The organism is Pseudarthrobacter sp. MDT1-22 (genome assembly GCF_054511035.1).
In genome coordinates this window covers 1-22,431 of record NZ_JBTNDK010000033.1, presented here as the reverse complement: position 1 = coordinate 22,431, position 22,431 = coordinate 1, and the positions used below count along the sequence as shown (strand labels likewise).

Sequence of the window (22,431 nt, the reverse complement as noted above, 5' to 3'; positions counted from 1 at the left end):
CATGGCAATCGAAATCAACGGCACCGCCACCCCGGCCACACCCCGCCCCGGCCAGTGCCTGCGCACGTTCCTGCGCGAACAGGGCAATTTCGGGGTCAAGAAAGGCTGCGACGGCGGCGACTGCGGTGCCTGCACCGTCCACGTGGACGGCACCCCCGTACACAGCTGCATCTACCCGGCCGTCCGCGCCGACGGCAAGGCCGTCATCACCGTCGAAGGCCTCGCCCAGGGCGGTGCGCTGCACCCCGTGCAGGAGCAGTTCCTGGCCGAACAGGGCTTCCAGTGCGGCTTCTGCACCGCCGGCATGATGATGACCGCAGCCACCTTCGACGACGAACAGAAAGCCAACCTGCCCCGCAGCCTCAAGGGTAACCTCTGCCGCTGCACCGGCTACCGTTCCATCGCGGACGCAGTATGCGGGACCCTTACGCACGACGGCGGCGCGGCAGGTGGCGCCGCCCGTCCGGCTTCCGCAGCCGGCACCACAGCGTCCCGGACCGGGCAGCTCGGCGACAACGTGCCCGCCCCGGCCGGCCTCGCCGTCGTTACCGGCACCGCCCGCTACACCCTGGATGTCCCGGCCGAAGAGCTCCAGGGCCTGCTCCACCTGAAACTGCTGCGCTCACCCCACGCTCATGCCCGGATTGTCTCCATCGACAGGACGGCCGCACTCCGGGTGCCTGGCGTCGTCGCCGTCTTCACCCACGAGGACGCCCCGGCCCAGCACTTCTCCACCGCCCAGCACGAGCTCTACACGGACGATCCCGACGACACTCGCGTCCTCGATGACGTGGTGCGGTTTATTGGCCAGCGTGTGGCCGCGGTCGTGGCCGAATCCGTGAGTGCCGCCGAGGCCGGGGCCCGCGCCCTGCAGGTGGACTACGAGCTGCTGGACACCGTCTTCAGCCCGCAGGACGCCATGCTCCCCGGCGCCCCGGCACTGCACGGGGACAAGGACGCGATAAAGGCCCGGATCTCGCGGCCGCGGCAGAACGTCGTGGCCGAGCTGCACTCGGAGCTGGGCAGCGTGGCGGACGGTTTCGCCGCTGCCGACTTCGTCCACGAGCACACCTACCGGACGCAGCGCGTGCAGCACGTCGCCCTGGAAACGCATTCCTCCATTGCCTGGCTCGACGAGGAAGACCGCCTCGTGGTCCGCACTTCCAGCCAGGTCCCGTTCCTGGTCCGGCGCACGCTGGGCCGGGTGTTCGACCTGCCGGAGGACCGCATCCGCGTGGTGGCCGGCCGCGTGGGCGGCGGCTTCGGCGGCAAGCAGGAAGTGCTCACAGAGGACCTCGTAGCCCTCGCCGCGCTCATGCTGCGCCGGCCCGTGCAGGTGGAGTTCACGCGCACGGAGCAGTTCACTGCCACCACCACGCGGCACCCCTTCACCATCAAACTCAAGGCGGGCGCCAGCAAGGACGGGCTCCTCACCGCGCTGCAGCTGGACGTGGTCACCAACACCGGCGCGTACGGCAACCACGCCCCGGGCGTGATGTTCCATGGCTGCGGGGAATCGCTGGCCGTGTACAAGTGCGCCAACAAGAAAGTGGACGCGCATGCCGTCTACACCAACACCGTGCCGGCCGGGGCGTTCCGGGGCTACGGTCTCAGCCAGATGATCTTCGCAATCGAGTCGGCCATCGATGAGCTGGCTGTCGGCATCGGGATGGATCCCCTGGAATTCCGGCGCCGGAACATGGTGCGCGAAGGCGATGACATGCTCTCCACCAACCCTGAGCCTGAGGAGGACGTCCACTACGGCAGCTACGGCCTGGACCAGTGCATCTCCCTGGTGCGTGATGCCCTGGACCGCGGCAAGCAGCGCTACCGCGACGCCGGGCTCGATGACCTCGGTCCGGACTGGGTGACCGGGGAAGGGTCCGCGCTGTCCATGATCGACACCGTCCCGCCCCGCGGCCACTTCGCCCACACCCGCGTGAGCCTGCTCGCCGACGGCACGTTCGCGGCCGACGTCGGGACCGCCGAATTCGGCAACGGCACCACCACGGTGCACGCACAGCTGGCCGCGACGGCGCTCGCCACCACGGCGGGGAAGGTTGCCGTGCGGCAGTCCGATACCGACCTGGTGGAGCACGATACCGGCGCGTTCGGTTCAGCCGGCACCGTGGTGGCCGGGAAGGCCACCTTGATGGCGGCTACCGAGCTCGCTTCCCGGATCGTCACCGTCGCGGCGGCGTTGACCGGTGTGCCGGAGACCGAATGCGTGCTCGACGACGGCGGCGTGGACTGCGCCGGGCGGCGGGTTCTGCTCGCGGACATCCACGACGCCGCGCGGCACCAGGGCGTGCAGCTCGCCGTCGAGGGCAACTGGGACGGGACCCCGAGGTCGGTCGCGTTCAACGTCCACGGTTTCCGGGTGGCGGTCAACACCGGCACGGGGGAGCTGCGGATCCTGCAGAGTGTGCAGGCAGCCGACGCCGGCGTGGTGGTGAATCCGCGGCAGTGCCGTGGCCAGATCGAAGGAGGAATCGCGCAGGCGCTGGGGGTGGCGCTGTATGAGGAGGTCCGGGTGGACGACGCCGGCCGGGTCACCACGGACATCCTGCGGCAGTACCACATCCCGTCCTTCGCGGACGTGCCGCGCAGCGAGGTCTACTTCGCTTCCACCAACGACAAGGTTGGCCCGCTCGGCGCGAAGTCCATGAGCGAGAGCCCCTTCAATCCGGTGGCGCCGGCACTGGCCAACGCCATCCGGAACGCCACGGGGGTCCGGTTTGCGGAGTTGCCGATCGGGCGGGACAAGATCTACCTCGGTTTGAAGGAGGCAGGGCTGGTCCCCTCCCGCTAAAACCAACGCGGGGTCAGATACGGCCCGTGGGGAGGGGTTTAATGGGCCGCATCTGACCCCGCGTTGCTGCGGTAGTAACCGTTTGTGACTCGCCGTCTTCCGGCGACCCCTTGACTGATGCGTGACCCAGGTCATACCGTTATTTCACTACTCGATACCCATTTTCCGCATTGTGGAAAAAGCAACGACGCTCCTGCCGTTAGTTTCCGGCATAAATCCCACAGCGGAACACATGGAAGACATCTTCAAGAAGTGAGATAACGATGCAAACAACACCGTTGACCGGCCTAGACCCGGCACCCGAGACACCAGCGGACATGGGCAAAGCGGCCCACCCCTCCATGGGTGTCGACGCACTTTGTGATTCAGCCACCGCCGTCTCAGGCCTGGCCATCAGCCCCACCCTGTACAACGTAGACCTTGCCCCCACCAAGCGTGAAGGCCGCCGGTGGACCGGCTATAGCATCTTCACGCTCTGGGCCAACGACGTCCACAGCCTCGGCAACTATGCGTTCGCCATCGGCCTTTTCGCCCTCGGGCTGGGAGGCTGGCAGATCCTCCTTGCCTTGGGTATCGGAGCCGTGCTGCTCTTTGCCCTGCTCAACTTCTCCGGCTTCATGGGGGTCAAGACCGGTGTACCGTTCCCGGTCATGAGCCGGATCAGCTTCGGTATCCGCGGTGCCCAGATCGCCAGCCTGCTCCGCGGCGCCGTCGCCATCGCCTGGTTCGGGATCCAGACGTACCTGGCCTCGGTGGTCCTCCGCGTAATGCTCGTGGCCATGGTCCCCTCCCTCAAGGAGCTGGATGGCAACTCCATCATGGGCCTGTCCACACTCGGCTGGATTGCCTTCGTTGCACTGTGGATCGTCCAGCTGGTCATCGTCAGTTTCGGCATGGAAATGATCCGCAAGTACGAGGCCTTCGCCGGGCCCATCATCCTGGTGACCATGGCTGCCATCGCCATCTGGATCTTCGCGGAAGCCGGCGGCTCCATCGCCTGGGCATCGGATAATGCGCTCGAAGGCGCCGACATGTGGCGCACCATCTTTGCCGGCGGTGCACTGTGGGTCTCCATCTACGGAACCTTCGTCCTGAACTTCTGCGACTTCACCCGCTCGGCGGTCTCCAAGAAGGCCGTGGTCCGCGGAAACTTCTGGGGCATCCCCATCAACATGCTCGTCTTCGGTGCCATCGTGGTCGTCATGGCAGGCGGCCAGTTCAAAATCAGCGGCAAAATCATCGAGAGCCCCTCGGACATTGTCCAGACCATCCCGAACACGCTCTTCCTTGTCCTGGCCTGCCTGGCCCTGCTGATCCTGACCATCGCCGTGAACCTGATGGCCAACTTCGTGGCCCCCGTCTATGCACTGACGAACTTGTTCCCCAAGCACCTGAACTTCCGCAAGGCGGCCTGGGTCAGCGGTACGATCGGCCTCATCATCCTTCCCTGGAACCTCTACAACAACCCCCTGGTCATTGTGTACTTCCTCGGCGGACTGGGCGCGCTGCTGGGGCCGCTGTTCGGCGTGGTCATGGCAGACTACTGGCTGCTTCGCCGCGGCAAGGTCAACGTTCCGGAGCTCTACATCGAGTCGCCCACGGGAGCCTACTTCTACAAGAAGGGCTTCAACCCCAAAGCGATCATGGCACTGATACCGTCTGCCACCGTCGCCCTCGTGATCGCTTTTGTTCCGGCCTTCGAGGGAGCCGCCCCGTTCTCCTGGTTCTTCGCAGCCGGCATCGCGGCAGTGGTGTACTACCTGATTGCGGACCGCAAGCAGCAGTTCGACGACGTCGACGGCGAGCCCATCGCCATCGTCAGCACCCACTAACTAACCAACCTGTCCCGAAAGGGGAAAGCGCCGTGCGCATCCTTGTGGCCAACGTCAACACCACGCAGTCCATGACCGACTCCATCGCCGCCTCGGCCCGCAGCGTGGCGGCACCCGGAACGGAAATCATTGGAATCACGCCCCGCTTCGGCGCAGATTCCTGCGAGGGAAACTTTGAGAGTTACCTCGCGGCAATCGCCGTGATGGACGCCGTGGTCAACTATCCGGAACCGTTCGACGCCGTCATCCAGGCCGGCTACGGCGAGCACGGCCGCGAAGGGCTCCAGGAGCTCCTGGACGTTCCGGTGGTGGATATCACCGAGGCGGCCGCGAGCACCGCGATGTTCCTGGGCCACAAGTACTCCGTGATCACAACCCTGGATCGTGCCGTGCCGCTGATCGAGGACCGGCTGAAGCTGGCCGGCCTCGACGCCCGGTGCGCCTCGGTCCGGGCCAGCGGAATGGCCGTCCTGGAACTGGAGGAGTATCCGGAGCGCGCCGTCGAAGCCATCATCGAACAGGCGCTGCTGGCTGTCCGAGAGGACAAGGCGGAAGTCATTGTCCTTGGGTGCGGCGGCATGGCCGGTCTGGACAAGGAGATCCGGAAGCGTGCCGGCGTCCCCGTGGTGGACGGTGTGGCCTCGGCGGTGACCATCGCCGAAGGGCTGGTCCGCATGCGGCTGAGCACCTCAAAGGTCCGGACCTACGCCACCCCGCGGCCCAAGACGGTCATAGGCTGGCCAATAACGGCAGCGGAAGTGCCCGCTGCCCCTTAGCCTGGCCATCAACACAAGGAGCGACCCATGACTGCAACCCACCGGCCCGTACAACCACACCGGCCGGCACCGGTCGCCGTCGTGACCGGTGCAGGTTCCGGGATTGGCAGGGCGGTGGCGCGGCTCATGCTGGCCGACGGGTACCGCGTGGTGTTGGCTGGCCGCCGTGAGGCTCCGCTGCTGGAGTCCGCGGCCGGCCACCGCCAGGCACTCACGGTGCCCTGCGACGTGACAGTGCCCGACGACGTCGAGCGCCTTTTCGCTGCTGCCCTCGGGAAGTGGGGGAGGGTTGACCTCCTGTTCAACAACGCCGGCGTGTTCGGCCCGGCCGCATCGGTGGATGAAATCAGCGTGGCCGACTGGGATGCGGTGGTGGCGGTGAACCTCACCGGCTCGATGCTGTGCGCCGCTGCGGCCGTCCGGGCCATGAAATCCCAGGAGCCCCAGGGCGGCCGCATCATCAACAACGGGTCCATTTCAGCGCATTCGCCGCGGCCGCGGACAGTGGCCTATACGGTCACCAAGCACGCCATGACGGGCCTTACCAAGAGCATCGAGCTGGACGGCAGGGATTTCGGCATCACCTGCGGCCAGATCGACATCGGCAACACAGCCACGGACATTATGGGCACCATCGGCGTGGACTCCGGTGCCCTGCAGGCTGACGGTAGCCGCAGGGTGGAGCCCACGTTCCCGGTGCAGGACGCCGCGCGCGCCGTGCTCCTGATGGCAGGCATGCCGCCGTCGGCCAGTGTGGGCTCGGTGGTGATCACGGCCGCCGGCATGCCGTTCATCGGCCGGGGCTGACAAAGTTGGCGCCTGGGCGCTCTTAGCGGCGGCGTGCCGCCGGGACCAGTTCATTTGCACCGTAGCTGTTGTCGTCGGGATTCAACGTCCGGCCCGGGGCGACCAGTTCGTCGATGCGGTCCAGGATCTCAGCGGACAATGTCACGGTGGCCGCTGGCAGCTGGGATTCGAGCTGCTCCATCGTGCGGGGTCCGATGATGGCGGAGGTGACACCCGGGTGGTTGATGGCAAACGCGATCGCCAGCTCGATCAGGCTGATCCCGGCGTCTTGGGCGACGTGCGCGAGTGCGTCGACCACCTCAAGCTTCTGCTGGTTCGCGGCGCTGCTCATGTCGAAGCGGGCGTTGGGCCGTGCTGCCGACGTTGGGGTCGGCGCGGTGTCCTTGCGCCACTTTCCGGAGAGCCATCCGCCGGCCAGCGGGCTGTAGGTGAGGGTTCCCATGCCATGGCGCTGTGTCGTCGGAAGGACGTCCTCTTCAATGCCGCGGACGAGGATCGAGTAGGGCGGCTGTTCGGTGACGAACCGGGCGAGGTTTCCTTGGCGTGAGGCGACCTGTGCTTCGACGATCTGGCTGCCGGAGTATGACGAGGAGCCGATGTAGCGGACCTTGCCCTGCCGGACCAGGTCCGTGAGGGCGCCCAACGTCTCCTCGACATCCATCAGGGCGCTGGGTCGGTGCACCTGGTAGAGGTCGATGTAGTCGGTGCCGAGGCGCCGGAGCGAGTCCTCCACCGCCTGCATGATCCACTTCCGGGAGCCGCCGCTGCGGTTGGGACCCTTACCCATGGGCATGAAGAACTTGGTGGCCAGCACGACGTCGTCGCGCCGCTTTTTGAGTGCCTTCCCGACGATCTCCTCCGATTCGCCGTCCGAATAGACATCGGCCGAGTCGACGAAGTTGATGCCGGCGTCCAGCGCGTGGTGGATGATCCGGATCGAATCGTCAACGTCCGTATTGCCCCAGGCGCCGAACATCATCGTGCCCAGACACAGCGGGCTGACTTCCACGCCGGTGCGGCCCAGTAGACGGTAGTCCATTTTTACTCCTTGTTTGATGGTGGTCTGTGATTCAAAGTGGCGCTTCGGTCGGCGGGGCACCGACGTGTGGCCTACGACTGGTTGTTTGCGGCCAGCGCGGCGAGGTCCCGGCGCACGCGCTCCGGCTCGGCGTCGGCAGGCATGTTCGGCTGGTCCCGGACCCCGTCCAACGAACCGGCGGGGTCCTTGTCCAACGCTTCGAAGACAGGCTTGAGGCTTTCCTGGGCAGGTCCATGCTCGGCGACAAGTTCAAACGTCAAGCGATCGGAGGCGTCAGAGACGAGGCTGTCGACGAGGACGCGGGCGATCTGGTGACGCGCGATGACGCCGTCCGCGGGGCTCCCCGCGTGGCGGGTGTCGCCCTGCAGCAGCATGATCTCCGTCTGGTCGTCGTCGTTGTAGTCGAACCATCCGGGCCGGACGATTGTGTAGGCGTTCCCGCTTGCTCGGACCAGGCGTTCGCTGCGTCGTTTCCAGTCGTGGGTGCTGCCGCGGCGGGTTACACCGATGGCTGTCATGAGCGCGATGCGCACGCGGCGGCCGCCGAGGGCCTGGATGACGTTCTTGACGGCTCCGTAGTCGACGGTTTCGGCTGCCGCGGCATCGCCGTAGGAGGAACCCTGGGTGAAGATGACCGCGTCGATTTCGGCCACCGCGTCCGCGAGGGTTTCTACCAGGGTCAGCTCCCCAGTGACCTTTTGTGCGCCGGCATCGAGCCGGCCGGCACGCGAGGCGTCGCGCACGAGGGCCCGCGTCTTGTAACCCTGACGTACGGCTTCCGCCACGACATGGCGGCCGACGCTGCCGGTGGCGCCGACGACGAGTGCGATGCCCGGTTTCTTGGTGTTCATGCTTCCGGGATATCCCGTCCGAAGGCCTCCAGGGTGACCGAGTCGGGGTCGGGACCACCACGCACTCCCGTGTCGAGCGCTCCGAGTGCACTCATCTGCTCAGGAGTGAGGTCGAACCCGAACACGTCGAAGTTCTCGGCGATGCGTTCAGGGCGGACCGATTTGGGGATGACGGAGTGTCCGAGCTGGAGCTGCCAGCGCAGCATGACCTGGGCGGCAGTCTTACCATGCTGTTCGGCGACGCGGCGGATGATGGGGTCGTTGAACGTGCTCGTCGCAGCGTCGCCGCGGTAGGAGGTGATGCCGCCGATCGGTGACCAGGCCTGCGTGAGGATGCCCAGGTGCGAGCCGGCTTTTCGCACGTCGGGCTGCGTGAAGTAGGGGTGTACCTCGATCTGGTTCACCGCGGGGATGATCGTGGTCTGTTCGCGCAGCGCCGTCAGGTGGTTCGGCATGAAGTTGCTGACACCGATGGCGCGGACGCGGCCGTCCTCGAGCAGCTGTTCAAGGGCCCGGTAAGCCTTGATCGTCTTGTCGAATTCTGCGGAGAGTGGCTGGTGGAGGATGAAAAGGTCGAGCTGGTCGACGCCGAGTTTGCGGGAACTCTTCTCGAACGCGTGCAGGGTCTGGTCGTAGCCGTAGTCGCTGATCCAGACCTTGGTCTCGATGAAAATTTCGGAACGGTCCATACCGGAGCGGCGGATGCCCTCGCCCACCTCGCGCTCGTTGGCGTACGCAGCCGCCGTGTCTATGTGGCGGTAGCCGGTCTCCAGTGCCGAAACGACAGCAGCCGTCGTGGCCTCGGGCGGGGTCTGGAAGACACCAAGCCCGATGGCGGGCATGACGACTCCATTGTTGAGTGTGATGTTCATGGTTGTTCTTGTCCTCTCGCAGCCCGTTCAGGGTGCGGCCTGCACCAGTCCGGGCCGAGATTTCAAGCCTAGGCGGGTCACTGTCATCAAGGCAGGCACTGTCATAACCCCGTTCGAGTCGCAGGCCAGGGCATCCGGTGCGGTGCGGATAGCGCAGCAAGGAGACGTTTGCTACTGGAGGAGATGCAGCTGTTCTGGGGTGTCGAGGTCTTCGCCGCCGGAGAGGTCGCTGCAGTCCACGAGGTCTATCAGTTCCGGGTGGGCCTGGAGGAAATGGCGTGCCCCGGCGTCGCCCGTTGCCGTTTCCGCGGCTTCAGCGCGGAGGCTGGAATCCAGGAGCAGCGGATGTCCCCGCTGGAGTTTTCCTTCGGGGTCACGGTAGGCGGCCGCCGTCACGCGGCCAGGCCGGTGGGATGCCAGCAGCCGGGCGACAGTTTCAATGGTCAGGCCGGGCTGGTCCACGAGCGCGATGAGCACATGGTCCCCCGGGGCTGCTGCGGCGACTCCCGCCCGGAACGAGCTTCCCATTCCGCTGGCCCAGGCCGGGTTGTCGATGACCCGGTGCCGGCCGAGATCGGTGGCGGCGCGGACCGTTGCCGCGTCCGCGCCGAGCACCATCACCACTTCCCGGCAGCCGCCCGCGAGCAGCACATCTGCCAGCACTTCAACGAGCGTGCGGCCCTGGAACCGGAGCAATGCCTTGGGCCCGAGCCCCAGCCGCGTCCCGGCGCCGGCGGCAAGCAGCACCGCCGTCGTGCGTTGTTCGTCCAGGTCAGCCATCGCCCCAGCCTATCCAGCCACATGACAGTTGACGGCAGTGTTCCACGGGAACACTGCCGTCAACTGTTGTCTGGATGAGGGGGTCAGGAGTCGCCTCCGGCGCCTCCGGTGGTCCCGGCGTTGACGTCCAGGAGCTTGTAGCGGTCCATCGCGTAGGCGGGCACGCCGCCGTCCACCTCTCCGCGCGAAGCGAGCAGCTGCAGGGTCTTCACCACAATCGAGTGGGTGTCGTTCTTGAAGAAGCGGCGGGCTGCCGCGCGGGTGTCGGAGAAGCCGAAGCCGTCGGCTCCGAGCGAGGCGAACTGGTGCGGGAGGAACTGGCGGATCTGGTCCGGGACGGCCTTCATGTAGTCGGTCACCGCCACCACGGGCCCCTGCGCATCGGCGAGCTGCTGCGTGACGAACGGTATGCGGGCGGGCTGGCCCGGGTTCAGGAAGGCGTCCTCCTCCGCGGCGAGCCCGTCCCGGCGCAGTTCGTTCCAGGACGTCACGGACCAGACGTCCGCGGAGACGCCCCAGTCCTCGGCGAGGATCCGCTGGGCATCCAGGGCCCACGGGACGGAGACGCCGGAGGCCAGGATCTGGCTCTTGGGCCCTTCGATACCCGACGCCGTCACCCGGTAGATGCCTTTCAGCACACCGTTGACGTCGAGGTTCTCTGGTTCGGCCGGCTGGGAGATCGGCTCGTTATAGACCGTGATGTAGTACATGAGGTTCTTATCGGATGCCGGTCCGGTTCCATCGCCGCTTGCGGTCGGCCCGTACATACGCTCGATGCCGTCCCGGATGATGTGGCCCATCTCGTACCCGTACGCAGGGTCATAGGTGAGGACGGCCGGGTTGGTCGAGGCCAGGATCGGGGAGTGGCCGTCGGCGTGCTGGAGGCCTTCACCGGTCAGGGTGGTGCGGCCGGCGGTGGCGCCGATGATGAAACCGCGGGCCATCTGGTCCGCGGCGGCCCAGAAGGCGTCGCCGGTGCGCTGGAAGCCGAACATGGAGTAGAACACGTAGACCGGGATCAGCGGTTCGCCGTGGGTGGCGTAGGCGGTGCCGGCGGCGGTGAACGCTGCGACGGCGCCTGCCTCGTTGATGCCGGGGTGGATCAGCTGGCCCTGGGCGGATTCCTTGTACGCGAGGACCAGGTCCCGGTCCACAGAGAGGTAACCCTGGCCGTCCGGGTTGTAGATCTTGGCCGTGGGGAAGAACGCGTCCATGCCGAAGGTTCGGGACTCATCCGGAACGATCGGGACAATGCGGTGTCCGAACTTCTTATCCCTGAGCAGGTCTTTGAGCAGGCGCACGAAGGTCATGGTGGTGGCGGCCTGCTGTTTCCCCGAACCGCGCTTGGCAATCTCATAGGTTTTGGGGTCTGGCAGCTCCACCGGCGCGTGGTCCGGCCGGCGTTCGGGGACGAAACCGCCGAGGGCGCGGCGGCGTTCCATGAGGTACTGGATTTCGGGGGAGTCCATTCCGGGGTGGTAGTACGGGGGCCGGTAGAGATCCGCGTCGAGTTGTTCGTCCGTGATGGGGATGCGGAGGTGGTCGCGGAACTTCTTCAGGTCATCGAGGGTGAGCTTTTTCATCTGGTGGGTCGCGTTGCGGCCCTCGAAGTGGGGTCCGAGTCCGTAGCCCTTGACCGTTTTGGCCAGGATCACGGTGGGCTTGCCCTTGAATTCGGTGGCTGCCTTATAGGCGGCGTAGACCTTGTGGTAGTCGTGGCCGCCGCGCTTGAGGTTCCAGATTTCGTCATCGGAGAGGTCCGCGACCATGTCCTTGGTCTGCGGGGTCTTGCCGAAGAAGTGCTCGCGGACGAACCCGCCGGATTCTGCCTTGTAGGTCTGGTAGTCACCGTCCGGGGTTTCGTTCATGATCTTCACGAGCGAGCCGTCGGAGTCCTTGGTGAGCAGGTCATCCCACTCCCGGCCCCAGACGACCTTGATGACGTTCCAGCCCGCGCCGCGGAAGAACGCTTCGAGTTCCTGCATGATCTTGCCGTTGCCGCGGACGGGGCCGTCCAGGCGCTGGAGGTTGCAGTTGATGACGAAGTTCAGGTTGTCCAGCTTGTCGTTCGCGGCGAGCTGGAGCAGGCCGCGGGACTCGGGCTCGTCCATTTCGCCGTCGCCCAGGAACGCCCAGACCTGCTGGTCCGAGGTGTCCTTGAGGCCGCGGTTGTGCAGGTACCGGTTGGACTGGGCCTGGTAGATCGCGTTCATCGGGCCGATGCCCATCGAGACCGTGGGGAACTCCCAGAACTTCGGCATGAGGCGCGGGTGCGGGTAGGAGGAGAGCGCGTGGCCTTCCTTGGACTTTTCCTGCCGGAATCCGTCCAGGTCCTCCTCGGCGAGCCGGCCTTCCATGAACGCACGGGCGTACATGCCGGGGGAGGCGTGGCCCTGGAAGAAGACCTGGTCACCGCCGCCGGGGTGGTCCTTGCCGCGGAAGAAGTGGTTGAAACCGACCTCGTACAGGGTGGCGGCACCGGCGTAGGTGGAGATGTGTCCGCCCACGCCGATATCGGCCCGCTGCGCCCGGTGCACCATGATGGCCGCGTTCCAGCGCAGCCAGGCCCGGTACTTCCGCTCGATCTCCTCGTCCCCCGGGAACGCCGTTTCCTGGTCCACCGGGATGGTGTTCACGTAGTCCGTGGTGGTCACCATCGGAACGCCGACGCTCTGGGCGCCGGCGCGCTGCAGCAGGCTGCGCATGATGTATTGGGCACGTTCCGTGCCCTGTTCCTGAATCAGGGCATCCAGGGACTCCAGCCATTCGGCGGTCTCTTCCGGATCACGATCAGGCAGCTGGTTTGTCAACCCGCTGAGGATATGGGAGGTCTCTTCTCCTGCAGCCACGTCCAGCCTCTTTTCATCGTTGAATAGTTGGCTCAAGTTTTCGTTGTGTGAGAAAACTTTATTGCATCTCGAGATTATCTAAGCGGCGATCCACGCGTCAAGGCGAACGGACGGTCACAATCGGCTGCCAGGGGTTACGGGCCCCCGGCAGCCAACGCGGAGTGCCTGCACTGCGGGTTCAGGCAGAGGTGAGGAGCCTGCCCCAGCGCGGGTCCAGCCCCGGTGCGCCCGCCACCTTGAGGCAATGCCACAGGGTGACGGCCACCGAGTCCAGCACGGGAACGCCCGTCTCGGCCTCAATTTCCGCGGTGATGTTGGCGCCGTAGAGATTCGTGCAGAGGTAGATCAAGGCATCCGGCTTGGACGCGGCGAGCTCCAGCGAACCTGGCCGCATTTCGTCATCCGTGACGCGGGCGAACGACTCGTTGTCGCTGAGGCCCAGGAACCGGTGGTCGAGGGTCTTGATGCCGTCCCGTTGGTAGGACGCCATGATCTGTGCGTTGACGTCCCCGGTGTACGGAGTGAAGAGCCCGATCCGCTCTGTGCCGAATGATTTGAACGCCTCCAGGTAGGCCAGCGTGGACGTGGTGGCAGGGATCCCGGTGGCGTCGGTGATCTCCTGCACCAGGGTGCGGTCATGCTCTGCTCCGAGCCAGGACCCGGAGGTTCCGTTCCAGGCAATGACATCCACATCCGAGGTGGCCAGCAGCTCCGCGGCGGTGCGCATAACGCTGGAGTCGAACTGTTTGTCCGAAGAGTCATCCAGGGCAATCCGGGTGACCGGGATCCTGGTGAAATGAATGGTGACGTCGTCCCGCTCGCCCAAAATCCGGTAGCTTTGCGGCTCCAGGCAGGTATTGGAGGACGGCACGATCATGCCGATGCGGGTTTTGCGTGCTTGGCTTGGCATCGGGGTTTCCTAACTGGCGGCGTAGACGGCGGGGCGGGATTCCTGGGGCCAGGACAGGGCGTCGCGGTGTTCGGTGAAACCCTTGCGGGGCAGGAAGCGGCCAACAGCCCCGGGGTCATGGAAACCGGCGTCGTCCAGCACCACACGGCCTGCGGAGACCACGACGGCGGGCCAACCGGTCAGCGTCTTCCCTTCGAACGGCGAGAAGTCAGTACCCATGTGGAGAGCGACGCCGTCGACGGTGCGTTCCTCGGCGGGATCGAAGATGACGATGTCGGCGTCGAACCCCGGAGCGATGGTTCCCTTGCGGGGGAGGGCGTTGATGCGGGCCGGGCCGGCGGCGAAGACTTCGACGAAGTCCTCCACCCGGCGCTCTCCTCCGCTGGCCGAATCCATCATGGCGGTGAACGTGACAGGCATCCGGGTTTCGACGCCCGGGAGTCCGTGCGGCATTTCGCGGATGTCGTCCGTTCGCTCGCGCTTTTGGGAGAGGTCGTAGCACGAGTGGTCGGAGGCGACGGTGTGGATGGCACCCGCGGCCAGCCGGTCCTTCAGCGCGGCCACGGTTTCGGCGCTGCGCATCGGCGGGCAGCACGCGTACCACTCCGGAAACGCGCTTCCGTAGACGGAGTCGTCCAGCGTGAGGTAGTGCGGGCAGGTCTCGGAGTAGGCTTCCTGGCCGCGGCTGCGGGCTTCGGTGACCAGATCAACCGCACCCGGTGTCGACTGGTGGACAAAGTAGACCGGCGCCTTGGTGTATTCGGCCATGGCCAGGGTTACCTTGACGGAGACCTCCTCGGCGAGCTCCGGCCGGGTCTGGTGCAGGTGTTCAATCCCGATCCGGCCGTCGTCGGCGTGCTGCTGGGTGCAGTCCGAGATGATGGGGTCGTGCTCGGCGTGGATGTAGGTGAGGCCGTCCAGGCGGACCATCTCGCGCATGACCTTCAGGATGGTGTCCCCGTCCGCCATGGTGGTGCCGCGGTTGGTGGTGTACATCTTTACCGAACGCACGCCCTCGGCGGCGAGCTGTTCCAACTGCCAGGGCACGGTTTCGTCCCAGCTGACCACGGAGCCGTGCAACGCGACGTCACACCGGGACTCGCGGGCCAGTTCCTTCTTGTGCAGCACGGCTGCGAGCGGGGTTTCCTGGGCATCACGGGGAATGCCGAAGTCGATGATCGTGGTGGTTCCGCCCCACAGTGCGGCGGTGGATGTGGTCCGGTAGTTATCCAGGGTGCGGAAGCGCCCGGTCACCTGGGCTACGTGGCAGTGGCCGTCCACTCCGCCGGGGATGACAAGCCGGCCGGATGCGTCAATGGTGCGCGTGCCGGCGGGGACGGGCCCGGCGGCATCCACCAGCCGGTCGATGCGGCCCTCCCGGACCACAACGTGGGCCTGTTGTCGGCCGAAGCTGTTGACCACGGTGCCGTTGGCGATGACGAGTTCTGGGGTGTCGGACATCGGTGTCCTCCTAAGTAGAAGTGGCTAGTTGGCCCGTGCGGGCGAGGCCGGCTGGGTGGCGCCGCTGCGGGCGGGATCGTGCGCGGCGGCGTTCTGCGCGGTGGTGAGGGCGGCATCCAGGTTCTCCGAGAGGCCGCGGCGGGACTTGGCGGGCGGCGGAGCGAAGGCGCCGGCGCGGTGCGGTCCGGAATCGAGCCCGACGACCGATTCTGCCATGCGGATGCCTGCGGAGATACCGTCCACCACAGGGACCCCGATCTGCCCGCGGAGTTCGCGGGCCAGGCCGGCGAGCGGTGCTCCGGCCAGGATCACTACGTCGGCCCCGTCTTCGGTGACGGCCTGGTGGCTGAGTGCCAGCAGGGTTGCCTTGAAGTCCTGCTGCACCGAGGCGATGCCGTGGAGGGCTTCATTGATGGAGCGGATCGACGCCAGCCGGCCGCCGAGCCCGAAGCGCTCCACGCAATCCCGGTACCAGGGCCGGATCCGGTCCGAGATGGCGATGATGGAGAACCGGTGCCCCTGCAGGGCGGCTCCGCAGAGGGCCGCTTCGGTGATTCCGATAACAGGGACGTCGGTGAGTTCCTTCAGTGCGGGCATCCCGGGGTCGCCGAATGCGGCCACCACAACGCCGTCGACGCTGGCGCCGTCGCGGGTGTACTGGGCGACGATTTCGGCGACGGCTCCCGCCGCGATCAGGGACTCAAAGCGGGTTTCGATGTATTCCACGCCGTACCCGGCGGTCCGGACCACAAGTTCTGTTCCGGGGGAGGCGGAGCGCAGGGCCTCCGCTTCGATCAGGGCGGTAACGTCGTCGCTGATGTTGGGGTTGATGACAAGAAGTTTCATAAGTTCTTCCGATGAAGGGCGGGTTCTGTCCGGCTGAAATCCTCCGGAAACTGTTCGCGGTATTTGCCGATGTGCGACGCCGATTGGGCGGCTGCCCGTTCCGGGTCGCCGCTGGCGATGGCGGCGTAGAGGGCGCGGTGTTCTTCGATCAGCTCCGGCAGGTCGCTGACGTGGCGGAAGAGCCAGTGCATGCGGCCCTGGAGCGGTTCCAGCGCGGACTTGAGGAAGCCGTTGTCCGCGATCCGGGTGATGGCATCGTGGAATTCGCTGTTGGCCCGGTGGGCTTCCATGATGGCGCCCTTGACCAGGCAGCGGTCTGCCTCGTCCAGCAGACCTTTGAGGCCGCTGAGGTCTTCGGGGGTGGCGCGGGCGGCTGCCAGGCGGCAGGCAAGCACCTCGAGGGACTGCCTGACGTCGAACAGGTCCTCGACGTCCTTGGGGCTCAGGGTGCTGACCTCGGCTCCGCGGGCTCCGCGGTCGCTGATGAGCCCTTCCTGGCGCAGCATACGGAGCGCTTCGCGGACGGGAAGCCGTGACACGTTGAATTCAGCGGCGAGGTCGCGTTCCACCAGCCTGGTGCCGGGAACGTAATGCCCTTCAAAGATCCTGTTGCGGAGGGTGTCCCGGACAGCCTCCCGAAGCGGGCGTTCCTTGTCCTGGGTCTCTTCTGCGCTATGCATGCTTCTCCACTTTCGGTTCTTGTCTGGCATTGCGTTCCCGGCTTCAGGAACAGGTGCGTGTGGCTAGCTTAGACAGGTAGCCGCTTGTTGTAGTTCAGGGTCAGGACGGAGACGCCCATGATGATCGCGGATCCAACGAAGTACAGCAGCGCCCAGGTGTACGAGCCGGTGGCACCGACAATCAGGCCGACCGCAATCGGGGTCACGAAGCCGGAGATGTTGCCGCTGAAGTTCATCGCGCCGCCCAGGACGCCGGCGTTGGTCCGGCCGCCCAGGATGGAGGGGATGCTCCAGAACAGGCCCACCCAGCGGAGGAAGAACATGACCACGGACAGGAGGACGACGGCGGTGGTGGGATCGGCCACAACCGTGACGCCGATCAGGCCGCCGATCACGACCACACTGGAGGTGCCCAGGAGCGTGCGCATCACACGGTTGGCGGAGGCGCCGGTGGACTGCCACTTGTCGGCGATCGCACCGCCCAGGATTTCGCCGACGAAGCCAGCGCCGAAGATCACGAAGGTGGACCAGCCGATGGTCTTGAGGTCGAAGCCCTTGTCCTGGGCCAGGTAGAGCGGCCCCCAGGTCAGCAGTCCGTAGAAGACGCCGTTGAAGCCCAGCCAGCCGAAGCACATAGCCCAGAAGGAGCGGAACTTCAGGTAGGGCAGGAGCGCGCGCTTGCCCTTGCTGCCGTCGAGCTCGGCCGCAGCGTCCTCCGCGGCGTGGGAGGCCTCGATGTATTCGGCCTCGGCGTCATTTACCCCCCGGTGCTGGCGGGGATTGTCGCGGACGTACCACCAGACGGCAAGGCCCATCAGTACGGTGGCGGCGCCGGCGATGATGAACGCGAGGCGCCAGCTGCCGGTGGAGGCGATCAGGCCGGCGATGATGATGCCGCCCAGGCCGGCACCAAGAGGCGCGCCGGCGTCGAGGATGGTGGCGCCGCGTCCACGCTCTGACTTGTGCATCCAGATCGCGTTCAGCTTGCCGCCGGCCGGCATGACGCCGGCTTCCGTGACGCCGATGCCCATCCGGGCAATGAACATGCTGAGGAAGCCGCCGGCCAGGCCGGAGGCTGCCGTTGCTGCGCCCCAGCCGACGCAGGACGCCGTCATGACCTTGCGGGGACCGAATTTGTCGATCAGGAGGCCTACCGGGACCTGCATCAACGCGTAGGTCCAGAAGAACGCGGAGAGCAGGAGGCCCACGAGCTCGGGGGCGAGGTTGAATTCTTTCTGGATGATCGGCAGGGCCACCGAGATGGAGCCCCTGTCGATGTAGTTGACGGCGACGAGGACCAGCAGGAGCAGGAACATTTTCCAGCGGACGTTGGTGCGACGTTGCACGCCGTCCTTGCCGGTTTTGTCGTCGGGGAGCGGTACAGCGGTTTCAGTATTTTGATGAGACACAACTTCTCCTTTGCAGAGAGGAAGATTGCAGACAGGACGAAAGGCTTGTGTGTTCGCGGGGCAGAAAGCCGGTTGGTGGGGCGTCCTGGGTCCTGATCCGGAGGGGCCGGGCGATGAACTGCGGCTCGGGATCCGGATCGCGATCTTTTGGGATCCCAGTTTGGGATCCCAAAATTCAGAATAGAAGTGACCCGTGCCACTGTCAAGGAATTTCTACCGTTGTGGCCCACCCGGGCCAAATCACCGATTGTGACTGCGGCGGGTGTGGGGATCCTGCCGGCGGGGCGGGGCGGCGCGGTTGCGGCGTGGTTGCGGCGGACGTGGAGACGTTGAGGAGCCGGGCGACAGGGCGCGCGAAAGGGCCCGCGGCGTCGCCGCGGACCCTTCCTGTTGTGGCCGGTTCTGGCAGGTTCGGCTGAGCTCAGCTGCCCCGGTAGGTTGAATATGCGAACGGGCTCAGCAGCAGCGGCACATGGTAGTGGGCCTCCGACTCCACCACGCCAAAGGTGAGGGTCACTTCCGGGAAGAACGTTTCGGTGCCGCTGGCGGCGAAGTACCTTCCCGTGTCGAACGCCAGGCGGTAGGTCCCGGAAGGCAGCCGGTCCGGTCCCAGTTGTTTGATGCGTCCGTCCGCGTCCGTGGCGCCCTCGGCGATCTGGACCCAACGCTCGCCGTCGAGCGCGTGGAGGGTTACCGGGACGTCTGCCGCCGGCTGGCCGGAACCGGTATCGAGTACATGGGTGGTGACGTGGGAAATGCTCATGTGCGCATCAGTCCTTCGAGTCGGAGCACTGCGATTTCCCGCAACTGCTGGCCAATGATTGATTGTTCTGCTTCGGGGGTGTGGGCGAGCCTGGTGTTGAGGGCGGCCAGGATCTCCTCGCGGCTGCGGCCGGCGGCACGGATCAGGAACACCTGCCCGAACTTCTCCTCGTAGGCCCGGTTGCCTTCCGCCAGGGCCTCGGCCACGGCAGCGTCGGCCACGCCCAATTCGGCCTGTTCCGACTGGGACAGCTTCGCTTCCGCGCTGTCGCCCTGCGCCCGCTCGCCGATCCGCGGGTGGTGGGCGAGGGCTGCTTCGATCTCCGCCGGGGTGAACGGGTTCGCTGCGCCGCGGCCTGCCGCCAGGAGCGCGTCGAGACTGGAATAGGGACGCGCGTCGGCGAGCTCGTCGATCCAGCGTTGGATGTCCAGGCAGGGGCGCAGGAAATCGGCGGCCTCCGTGCGGCCGGCCGCGTTGAACTGTTCAAGATGCATGAGGCAAGTCCTCGTGTGTTTCGATGCTGGCATCCACGGTGTAGGGCTATGCGGATACTAAATTCCGCATCATGGAACTGTTATTTCAGCATATGCAAAAAGTCAACCGCACGCACCGGCGGGTGTCAACTGCCGTGACGCTGCTTGGGTGATGCCCCAGCGGAAGGGGTAGCGCCCCCAACAGAAAGCGGACGACGGCGGGAGGTCCCGCCGTCGTCCGCTGACGGGCAAAGTCCGCTGACCCGCAATACGGTCAGCCGCCCCGCCGTGCTTACGCTCGGGGTTACAGCCGCGGGACGCACTCCCCGGTTCCCAGCAGCGCCAGCCCGGCGCGGTCGCCATCGCCGAAGTCGAACTGCCCGCTGTTTTCCTCATGCATCAGTTGCGTGGGATCGTCCACGTGGTCCAGCCCCAGGACGTGCCCCAGCTCGTGCATGATGATGGCGCGGATGTGGGCAGGACCCTCCGGCCAGGTCAGTGTTTCCGCGAGGCCCGGCGCATCGAGGGTCACTTGGCCGGCGACGTACACATAGGGCTCGCCGGGAATATGGGCGTAGGCGCTACCACCGGTCCCTGCAACCTTCCCTGCCAGCTTGGGTGTTTCCGCCGGGGACGACCACGCAATGAGAATCGGCGCCCACTGCTTGCCGTAGCGCGCCGGCTGGTACGCTGCGCGGGCTTCGGATGGCGCCTCGGACGTGGTTCCGTCATCCACGAACTGCAGCCCCGAGGCCGCGGAAACTGCGGACACGGCCTCCTCGATAAGTACGTCTGTTCCTGGCGGCGCATTGTCTGGCCGGACCACGTAGTGCAGCGGACGGCAGGGGTCATAGGCAACAAAGGCCTGGCCCGGGTCCGGGGACTTCTGCAGGACATAGGCGGTGGATCCGCTGGTGGCTGGCGGCAGTCCGAGCGGGGCTGATGCGGCCTCAAACCCTGGTGGCGGCACTTTGGCGCCCGGCAGGTGGGGCATGGCTGCCGGCAACACAAACCGGTCGAAGAGGGTCGGCGTGAAATAGAGACCCACCACCAGGGCGATGCCCAGGACAGTGGCGGTGCGCGATCTCCACTTGCTCCCGCGGACTTTCCGGCGGTGGACGGTCCTCTTGGCCGAGATTGGCGAGATGGGGGCACCGCGCCACGGCTCGGGCGCTGGCGGCTTGCCCAGTGCCTCATCGATTGCCCACTGCGGAATGCGCCCGCTGGGCGAACGGCGGATGCGGGGAAACTCCCTGTCGCCAGAACCTGATTCCAACAGTTCCCCCTTGCGCTGCCGTGCCGTCTCCTTTGGTGGTTTGCCCAGCATAGTGGCGGTCCAGTTGATCCGTACGAAATTACCCGTGAAGTTCGGGGATACTCATCGATGGTCACGCAGACGGAATACATGTCTCCGTCCTTGAGGTAGCCCGCATTGACGGCGTCGCGGGGGAAGTAGCGGTTGCCTTCTCCGGTATCGTGGGTCCATGGTGCGGAACCTGGCCGACATCGGCGCTGAAGGTGTATTGCTCGCCGGGGCGGGCCGCGCCATCCTGCTGCAGATCGCGAACCCCGCGGTGGGCCATGGCGTCGCCGAGCACAGTGACTTTATTGCCCGTCCCCTGGACCGCTTCCGGGCTACCGTCACCTACGTCTACGCGGTCGTTTACGGAACAGAGGCCCAGGTCGCGGCCGTTCGCCGCAGCGTCAACCGGGCCCACTCCACGGTCCGCCGCAAGCCCGAAGCCGGCTCCCACGGGTACAGCGCCTTTGACGCCCAGGCGCAATTATGGGTGGTGGCCACCCTGTACGACACAGCCATCACCGTCTACGAGAAAATCTACGGCCCGCTGGACGACAAGGCAGCCGACCTTATGTACAGCGACTACGCAAGAATCGGCACCGTCCTGCAACTGCCGGCGAACCTGTGGCCGGCCGACCGCGCAGCCTTCAGGACATACTGGGACACGTCCCTTCTGACACTGGAGCTGGACGCCGTCACCGCCGGCGTCGGCCGCGACCTCCTGTACCCGCCGGCCGGGCCACTCTGGCTGCGGATGAGTATGCCCCTTATCCGGTTCATCACCGCCGGTCTACTGCCGGACCACTTGCGAGCCGGCTTCGGGCTGCCGTGGAGCGACCGCCACAGCCGCCTGTTCGACCGCACCACCCGGTGGTCCGCCCTGGTGTATCCACGGCTGCCGCGGCCGGTCCGGCACTGCGTCAAGAACTACTGCCTCGACCGGCTCCGCACCTCGTAGGAAATCACCGCGGGGTGTGAATTCAGCGCTGTAGGCCGGGCAGATTAGTTTCCCGCCGGCGATGATTCTCTCCCGAAAGAGATAATTCTTAGAGTGCGACGCGGTTGCCCACAGAGTATGGTAGGTGGCCGACGTTCGTATAGTGGCCATATGGCCGAGAAACTACCTAAGCACGAGGAACGAGACATCCGTCGCTATGTCGAAGGCCAGTCCCGGAATCAGGATGACCCTGACGATCCTGACACCAAAGTCACGCTGGTGCAGAAGGTAAGCAGCTACCGGCTACTCGGCACGGATTACGACGTCTACGACGTGCACACGCCGAAAGAGCGTTGGTGGGTTATCACAGAGCCGACCAACCTTTACTCTCAGGAGTCTTTCCCTGAGTACGATGTTGCCTTCTCTTTCCACGTCGGCTTGATGCTACGTGTGATGAATCGCGATCGTGTCGAGATTGACGACGATAAGGCCGAAGAAGTTGGCGGGGCTTGGAGGCGCTACGAAGCTGCCGTCACAGCAATGGACTCGGCTCGCGAGGCAGAGGATTATCAAGGCGTAGCTATAAAATGCCGTGAAGCCTTATTGGCATTTGGTCGTGAGCATCAAGATGCGGACTGGCTCTCCAATCCAGAGCTAAAACCGAAGGTCAACGACTTCAAAGGCTGGGCGACCCTGTACGCGCAGACCCTATCCACAGGGCGGCTGCGGCGCTACTTAAATGAGATTGCCGACAAGACTTGGGACGTTGCAGTAAGCCTCCAGCATGACTCAAACGCGACGGTATGGGACGCTGAGATGCTCTTGGATGCGACGTCACATGTCTTCCACATGTACTCAACAGCCTTCGTCAAGGTGAAACGGAACCCACCTCGCCGGTGTCCCAAATGCAGCTCTTACCGCCTAGTTATTGGGCTCTCCTGACTCTTCCGTGGGTTAATTTCGGCCCGGGAGCATTGGTTTGGGACCGCCGAGGCTGAGCATGGCCAACGCGATGAGTGCGTCTGGGGATTTGA

Annotated in this window: 19 protein-coding genes; 6 read left to right on the top strand and 13 right to left on the bottom strand. The window is 65.6% G+C overall.

Annotated elements, in window-relative coordinates:
• Window position 1: 1 nt before the first annotated feature.
• The 4 genes from ACX80M_RS18615 (at window position 2) to ACX80M_RS18600 (ending at window position 6,227) form a co-directional block, all read left to right on the top strand.
• Window positions 2–2,812, top strand: a complete 2,811-nt coding sequence (locus tag ACX80M_RS18615; RefSeq protein WP_459310140.1) for a molybdopterin-dependent oxidoreductase — start codon at window positions 2–4, stop codon at window positions 2,810–2,812.
• A gap of 263 nt (window positions 2,813–3,075) precedes the next feature.
• Window positions 3,076–4,644, top strand: coding sequence for an NCS1 family nucleobase:cation symporter-1 (locus ACX80M_RS18610; RefSeq protein WP_459310139.1), 1,569 nt, complete (start codon window positions 3,076–3,078; stop codon window positions 4,642–4,644).
• Between the two features lie 32 nt (window positions 4,645–4,676).
• Window positions 4,677–5,420 carry an aspartate/glutamate racemase family protein gene (locus ACX80M_RS18605; RefSeq protein WP_252602859.1) on the top strand — a complete coding sequence of 248 codons (744 nt, stop codon included), beginning with the start codon at window positions 4,677–4,679 and terminating at the stop codon, window positions 5,418–5,420.
• A gap of 27 nt (window positions 5,421–5,447) precedes the next feature.
• A complete protein-coding gene (locus ACX80M_RS18600; protein WP_252602862.1) occupies window positions 5,448–6,227 on the top strand; it encodes an SDR family oxidoreductase in 780 nt (259 codons plus the stop codon).
• A 22-nt stretch (window positions 6,228–6,249) separates the two neighbouring features.
• Here the strand turns inward: ACX80M_RS18600 and ACX80M_RS18595 are convergent, their stop codons facing one another.
• The 13 genes from ACX80M_RS18595 to ACX80M_RS18535 form a co-directional block, all read right to left on the bottom strand.
• A complete protein-coding gene (locus ACX80M_RS18595) occupies window positions 6,250–7,266 on the bottom strand; it encodes an aldo/keto reductase (RefSeq protein WP_252602864.1) in 1,017 nt (338 codons plus the stop codon).
• 71 nt (window positions 7,267–7,337) lie between these two features.
• Window positions 7,338–8,117: an SDR family oxidoreductase gene (locus ACX80M_RS18590; RefSeq protein WP_459310138.1), complete on the bottom strand. Its 780-nt coding sequence runs from the start codon at window positions 8,115–8,117 to the stop codon at window positions 7,338–7,340.
• On the bottom strand, window positions 8,114–8,989 hold the full coding sequence (locus ACX80M_RS18585; RefSeq protein WP_252602870.1) for an aldo/keto reductase: 876 nt from the start codon (window positions 8,987–8,989) through the stop codon (window positions 8,114–8,116). Before ACX80M_RS18585 ends, ACX80M_RS18590 begins: the two co-directional genes overlap by 4 nt.
• Before the next feature lie 171 nt (window positions 8,990–9,160).
• On the bottom strand, window positions 9,161–9,769 hold the full coding sequence (gene nboR / locus ACX80M_RS18580) for a nicotine blue oxidoreductase (RefSeq protein WP_252602873.1): 609 nt from the start codon (window positions 9,767–9,769) through the stop codon (window positions 9,161–9,163).
• Between the two features lie 83 nt (window positions 9,770–9,852).
• A complete protein-coding gene (gene aceE / locus ACX80M_RS18575) occupies window positions 9,853–12,618 on the bottom strand; it encodes a pyruvate dehydrogenase (acetyl-transferring), homodimeric type (RefSeq protein ID WP_459310142.1) in 2,766 nt (921 codons plus the stop codon).
• Between the two features lie 178 nt (window positions 12,619–12,796).
• Window positions 12,797–13,528: a maleate cis-trans isomerase family protein gene (locus tag ACX80M_RS18570; protein WP_252602879.1), complete on the bottom strand. Its 732-nt coding sequence runs from the start codon at window positions 13,526–13,528 to the stop codon at window positions 12,797–12,799.
• A gap of 9 nt (window positions 13,529–13,537) precedes the next feature.
• Window positions 13,538–14,989, bottom strand: a complete 1,452-nt coding sequence (locus tag ACX80M_RS18565; protein ID WP_252602882.1) for an amidohydrolase family protein — start codon at window positions 14,987–14,989, stop codon at window positions 13,538–13,540.
• A gap of 24 nt (window positions 14,990–15,013) precedes the next feature.
• Window positions 15,014–15,835, bottom strand: a complete 822-nt coding sequence (locus ACX80M_RS18560) for an aspartate/glutamate racemase family protein (protein ID WP_252602885.1) — start codon at window positions 15,833–15,835, stop codon at window positions 15,014–15,016.
• Complete coding sequence (locus ACX80M_RS18555; RefSeq protein ID WP_459310137.1) at window positions 15,832–16,515, bottom strand: GntR family transcriptional regulator; 684 nt, start codon at window positions 16,513–16,515, stop codon at window positions 15,832–15,834. The genes ACX80M_RS18560 and ACX80M_RS18555 overlap by 4 nt, the downstream gene beginning before the upstream one ends.
• Window positions 16,516–16,583: 68 nt before the next feature.
• Window positions 16,584–17,924, bottom strand: a complete 1,341-nt coding sequence (locus tag ACX80M_RS18550; RefSeq protein ID WP_252602891.1) for an MFS transporter — start codon at window positions 17,922–17,924, stop codon at window positions 16,584–16,586.
• A 421-nt stretch (window positions 17,925–18,345) separates the two neighbouring features.
• A complete protein-coding gene (gene uraH / locus ACX80M_RS18545) occupies window positions 18,346–18,687 on the bottom strand; it encodes a hydroxyisourate hydrolase (RefSeq protein WP_459310136.1) in 342 nt (113 codons plus the stop codon).
• Window positions 18,684–19,181: a 2-oxo-4-hydroxy-4-carboxy-5-ureidoimidazoline decarboxylase gene (gene uraD, locus ACX80M_RS18540; protein ID WP_459310135.1), complete on the bottom strand. Its 498-nt coding sequence runs from the start codon at window positions 19,179–19,181 to the stop codon at window positions 18,684–18,686. Before uraD ends, uraH begins: the two co-directional genes overlap by 4 nt.
• Before the next feature lie 283 nt (window positions 19,182–19,464).
• On the bottom strand, window positions 19,465–20,436 hold the full coding sequence (locus ACX80M_RS18535; protein ID WP_459310134.1) for a matrixin family metalloprotease: 972 nt from the start codon (window positions 20,434–20,436) through the stop codon (window positions 19,465–19,467).
• A gap of 208 nt (window positions 20,437–20,644) precedes the next feature.
• Between ACX80M_RS18535 and ACX80M_RS18530 the strand changes: the two genes are divergently transcribed.
• Entirely contained in the window at window positions 20,645–21,418 is a 774-nt protein-coding gene (locus tag ACX80M_RS18530; RefSeq protein WP_459310133.1) for an oxygenase MpaB family protein, read from the top strand.
• Window positions 21,419–21,568: 150 nt separating this feature from the next.
• On the top strand, window positions 21,569–22,339 hold the full coding sequence (locus ACX80M_RS18525; RefSeq protein ID WP_252602906.1) for a hypothetical protein: 771 nt from the start codon (window positions 21,569–21,571) through the stop codon (window positions 22,337–22,339).
• Window positions 22,340–22,431: the final 92 nt, after the last annotated feature.